Source organism: Paraburkholderia ribeironis (assembly GCF_900019265.1).
Taxonomy (GTDB): Bacteria; Pseudomonadota; Gammaproteobacteria; order Burkholderiales; family Burkholderiaceae; genus Paraburkholderia; species Paraburkholderia ribeironis.
On record NZ_CYGX02000082.1, the window covers coordinates 1 to 4791 of the forward strand.

The following is a 4791-nucleotide window of genomic DNA, read 5'->3' on the forward strand; positions in this document are numbered from 1 at the left end:
ACCATCGATTTCCTGCTGCGCTTCGAGCGCGGCGAGACTGGCGCCGCTCCTGTCGATTGTCACGGTGTCGGGTTCCCCATTCTGATCGATCGATTTCTCGAAATACCGGCGGGCTGCGGCCTTGTCACGATGGGCACCCATCCGTCCGCCGCTGATCAATTCTACGACCTCCCAATATAAGCAGTACTTTGTATAACAATCTCGCTCGCCCCTCGATCCTTACCGCGACAAAGCCTTGCGTGTAAACTGGGCTTGCCCAGGTTCGACGAACGGATTTGCAGTCAGCGATCACTCACTATCCGACCTGTATCCCCCGCTCGACGTCGACGTAGGGAAGGCGAACCGGGCCGACTCATGAAAGGGCTGTGAAAAGTTGTCAGGATCCGCCTCGAACGCAAAGAGTTGCCTTGCTTGCTCTCCCTGTTCGCGATCCCGTCGATTCACGGCATTGTGATATTGGTCGATTTGAGCCGAGATTCGGTTGATACGACGCTCAAAATTGTCAGGCCCTCCTGCGCTAAAATTACCCCCGAGGCGATCCATAACCCGCCGTTGCAGAGCGATTGCAGCGTTGCGTTGCGCCACCAGTTCGGGAACACCCGCCGTCCGTTGAATCAACTCGTCGACATCGGAATTCAACCGCATGAGAGTTCGATCGATTTCCGCCATCATCCTGTCCGTTTCCGTTACCGTTTCCGTTACCGTTACCGTTTCCGTTTCCGTTTCCGTTACCGTTTCGGGGGCACCCCGGGGAGAGCTTGGGGTGCCCCCCGGTGTGACCTCAACGTTGTGACGCGCGTTTGAACTGCTGATGCCACCAGCACATAGATTTCCCATGACTTCTCCTTCGTCGAGTTGAAAGATCCAGTCGTTCCATGATACGTCACCGTGGCGCGTACTGCGCAACCAACGTGTTTCCGTGACCGAAATCTGCGGCTTTGTCGCGGTAAGGATCGAGGGGTCGGTGCTGCAAGCGATCATGAAAGTTCTGGCAGAGCCGAGCGAACTAATTCTTGAGGGCTCTGATGTGATGGACGACTCCCGCTAAGCGGCGAAAGGATTTATGCCAAAGGAGAAGTCGTGACTTCCACGGCAAAGGAGCGTTCATCATGAACATAGCGACTGTTGGACTGGATCTGGCCAAGAATGTGTTGCAGCTTCACGGAGTGGATCGGCAAGGCCACATGGTTGTACGCAAGCAGTTGAGACGCACGGATGTACTCCGGTATTTCGCCACGCTTGACCCGTGTGTGATCGGCATGGAAGCGTGCGGCTCGTCGCACTACTGGGGCCGCGAGCTCGCAAAGCTCGGACACACCGTTCGACTGGTTGCCCCGCAGTTCGTGCGGCCTTACGTAAAGAGCAACAAGACCGATGCGGCTGACGCCGAAGCAATCTGCGAGGCGATACAACGACCGAACATGCGCTTTGTACCGGTCAAGACGCAGGCGCAACAGACAATGCTGTCGCTGCATCGCGCACGTGCCGGGCTGGTCAAGTCGCGCACAGCACTGGCCAACCAGATCCGTGGGCTTCTGGGCGAATTCGGTATCGTGCTGCCACAGGGTATCCGGCTGCTGGGGCAACGGGCCATGGCGGCTCTTTCCAACCGTGACAGTTAGCATTGCGAACCGTTCCGGGCGTTAATCCAGATGCTCGTCGAGCACCTGCGCGAACTTGGCAACAAGGTGGCCGCACTGGAAGGGCGTATCCGCGCAATCCACCGGACCGATGCGCCCGGCCAACTTCTCGAAACCATACCCGGAATCGGCCCGCTCACCGCGTCGGCCCTGGCAGCGTCAGTCGGCGACGCCCGAAGCGTTCGCAGCGGCCGGGAACTTGCTGCCTGGCTGGGTCTGGTGCCGCGTCAACATTCCTCGGGCGGAACCCCGCGCCTGCTGGGCATCAGCAAGCGCGGCGATACGGCATTGCGAACACTTCTGATTCACGGCGCCCGTGCGGTTATCCGCATGGCAGCCGCCAAGACCGAGATGGCTGATTCCTGGCTGATGAAACTGTGCCGACGCCGACACAAAAACATCGCTGCCGTGGCGCTCGCGGCAAAGAATGCACGGACAGCATGGGCCATGCTGATACGAAATCAGGCCTTTCAGGCTAGCCATGTACCTGCGCGATCCAGCGTGACGGATTGACAGGTTCAGCTATTAACAGCGAAACAGCATTCACTTCCCGGAGGTTGCTTGAGCAGACTTCAATTGGATGACAGAACGGTCGGACCGTGGTGGGCCAAACCCGCTTTGCACCAAGGGCAACCAAGCCCGAGGCTCTGATGGGGTACCCATTCGCGGATATTCATCGTGGGCCCGCAGCGAGTGCTGCCAACTGAGCCCGGATACACGGCTGCAATCTCGACCTGATGCCAGAAAACTGGGACTGCTTGACAACAGGGGGGCGTCCATACATGGTGCAAATTTCAATGGCGAGCGAGAAACGGCGTATTCGCCGCCACCTCATCGAGCGGAAAGAACTGCGTTCCAAATAGCGGGCGCATTGGTATCTTTGAGGCGCAGGTTCGTGAGATCGAATTGCGCTTTGCGAATGCGATGCATCAACTCGATGCCCGAGATCGTGACGGCCGCGTTTCTGAAGCATGTGAGGCCGAGCATCGCGTTGAGTCTGGACTTGATGAATGAAATGAACGCCTCCCACGCAGTGAGCGGTCGGAACGAGTGAAGACGGATCCTCACGGGCCGACGGCATCACTTCCCAAGTTGGAAGATCATGAAGGTCTTCACAGGCAACCGGGAGAGTCCGCGATGAAGATTACGGCAGTGGGTGTGGATATCGCCAAGAACGTGTTTGTGCGACCTGCAAGTCGCGTGAGTTTCTGTTTCACAGGAGCAGGTATGACCTGACGAAACCGGTTGTTCCATCAACCGTTCCCTACCCGGACATGCGGAGCCGGTAACAGCTCGGTATGAAGCTTCGGGGACAACGTAGCCGCCGGTTATCCGGTACGCCGAGCCGCGAGGCAGAGCGGAATCTGCCAGCACAAAGGCGGAGAGGAGCAAGGGATGAGTGGGTACGACCAACATATGTGAACTTCAGTTTAACGTCGTGATCTTGAACAAGCCAAATGACGCGGTGAGGAATGGTCTCCGAAGACTGGACCATCATGGACAGAACCACCGCCGGCGAAGCAGAAGGGTCCGCCCTGCTCGGAAATTCATGCGGAACAGGGTAAGCCCATAGTGCCGCCGGCAACGGCAGGCGAACCGCAAGGAACGCTGTTGGTACTGTGGGTAAAGGAAGGCGGAGAAAGCGAAGGCCCGGCTGTAATGGACGGGATACGGGCTGAGACATCGTCCGACGCGAAAGCGGGCAGACTCCCGCGCGGTCATTCATGGCGAGAGAACTTTGACCAATCGTTATACGAGGGAAGGCAGATGACGGCGACCGGCGCCGGTGCGCCCTCGCGCTCTGCCCAAATGTGGGATCAGGTGAACTGGTCACACATTGAGGCAGATGTGAAACGACTTCAGGTGCGTATCGCCAAAGCAACCCGGGAAGGCCGATGGGGCAAGGTGAAAGCACTGCAACGTCTGCGGAACTGCAATGTGATTGCACCGTTCGTGGTCGCACCGGGCAACCACAACGAATCGCCGATGTTACGCGAGGCATTGCCCATATTGATGAAGGCCGCCCGCGAAGCAGGCCTGGCACTGCACGGCACCATCGTCAGCCTTGATGGTGCCTACGATTGCCGCACGAATCGCAAGGCCACTTTCAATCGTGGCGTGGTGCCCAACATCAACCCGAACCCGCGTGGCAGGGAAAAGTCCAAACGCGGCCGCAAGGCGCTGTTCGAGCCGGCCATTTTTAAAGAGCGCTTCAACACCATCGAGCGGCTGTTCGGCTGGAAAGACAAGTTTCGCCGTCTACTGCTGCGCTTCGAACGCCTCAGCCTTCTTCACTACGCGTTCAAGACCCTCGCCTATGCGATGATCAACCTGCGGCACTACTGCCGCATCTGATTGAAGAGCGTCGCTGAGGTTTTCAGTTCCGGCGCGGTGCGTCGTGATCCAGCTCACGCGTACCTTGCCCCACTCTCCCTTTATCACCTCAATCTGGTCTTCTCAATTCAGTCTTCTCGAAAACATTTGCGATCCTGATGATATAGCGAAATCCCATCACGGACGACCGCCTCAAAACCTGCAATCAGTAAACAGTCGATTTCCTGCTGTCTCGGCTTCGTCCAGCATCGGCGGATCGCTCGGGAAGCCGGGACCCGGCTTCCCGTAGCCGGTATCACAGAATGGCATTACTCTCCGAGGTAAGCTGCCCGAACCTTTGGATTATCCAGCATCTGCTTCGCGTCACCCGACATCGTCACCAGACCCGAGTCCATCACGTAGCCGCGATTCGCCGCCTGCAGCGCCAGACGCGCGTTCTGCTCGACCAGCAGCACGGTCATGCCTTCTGCCGAAATCGATCGCACCACTTCGAAGATCTTCTCGACCATGATCGGCGACAGACCCATCGATGGTTCGTCGAGCAGCAACAGCTTAGGCTTCGAGATGATCGCACGCGCCATCGCCAGCATCTGCTGTTCGCCGCCCGAGAGCGTGCCCGCGTATTGCGACGCGCGTTCCTTCAGGCGCGGGAAGAACCCGAACATGCGATCCACGTCCGCCTTGATGCCGTCCGTGTCGTTACGCAGATACGCACCCATCTGCATATTCTCGACGATCGACATGCGCGCGAAGATGCCACGCCCTTCCGGCACCATCGCCAGACCGCGCTTGAGCAGCTCGTGCGCCGGGATGCCCT

Annotated in this window: 3 protein-coding genes and 3 pseudogenes; 2 read left to right on the forward strand and 4 right to left on the reverse strand. The window is 58.3% G+C overall.

All coding sequences use genetic code 11. The features are described from left to right. Positions 1 to 135: pseudogene (locus BN2475_RS29035) on the reverse strand (IS6 family transposase); the annotation flags it as partial. A gap of 153 nt (positions 136 to 288) precedes the next feature. Further along, positions 289 to 981, reverse strand: a complete 693-nt coding sequence (locus tag BN2475_RS29040; protein WP_094782875.1) for a hypothetical protein — start codon at positions 979 to 981, stop codon at positions 289 to 291. Between the two features lie 128 nt (positions 982 to 1109). On the opposite strand from BN2475_RS29040, the pseudogene BN2475_RS29045 reads away from it, so the two are divergent. After that, a pseudogene (locus BN2475_RS29045) lies at positions 1110 to 2153 on the forward strand (IS110 family RNA-guided transposase). A gap of 318 nt (positions 2154 to 2471) precedes the next feature. Here BN2475_RS29045 and BN2475_RS36630 read toward each other — a convergent pair. Continuing rightward, a pseudogene (locus BN2475_RS36630) lies at positions 2472 to 2648 on the reverse strand (IS6 family transposase); the annotation flags it as partial. A 759-nt stretch (positions 2649 to 3407) separates the two neighbouring features. Between BN2475_RS36630 and BN2475_RS35895 the strand changes: the two are divergent. After that, a complete protein-coding gene (locus BN2475_RS35895) occupies positions 3408 to 3995 on the forward strand; it encodes a reverse transcriptase N-terminal domain-containing protein (protein ID WP_094782876.1) in 588 nt (195 codons plus the stop codon). 287 nt (positions 3996 to 4282) lie between these two features. Here the strand turns inward: BN2475_RS35895 and BN2475_RS29060 are convergent. After that, positions 4283 to 4791, reverse strand: a 509-nt coding sequence (locus BN2475_RS29060) for an ABC transporter ATP-binding protein (RefSeq protein ID WP_094782877.1), incomplete at its 5' end; no start/stop codon positions are given.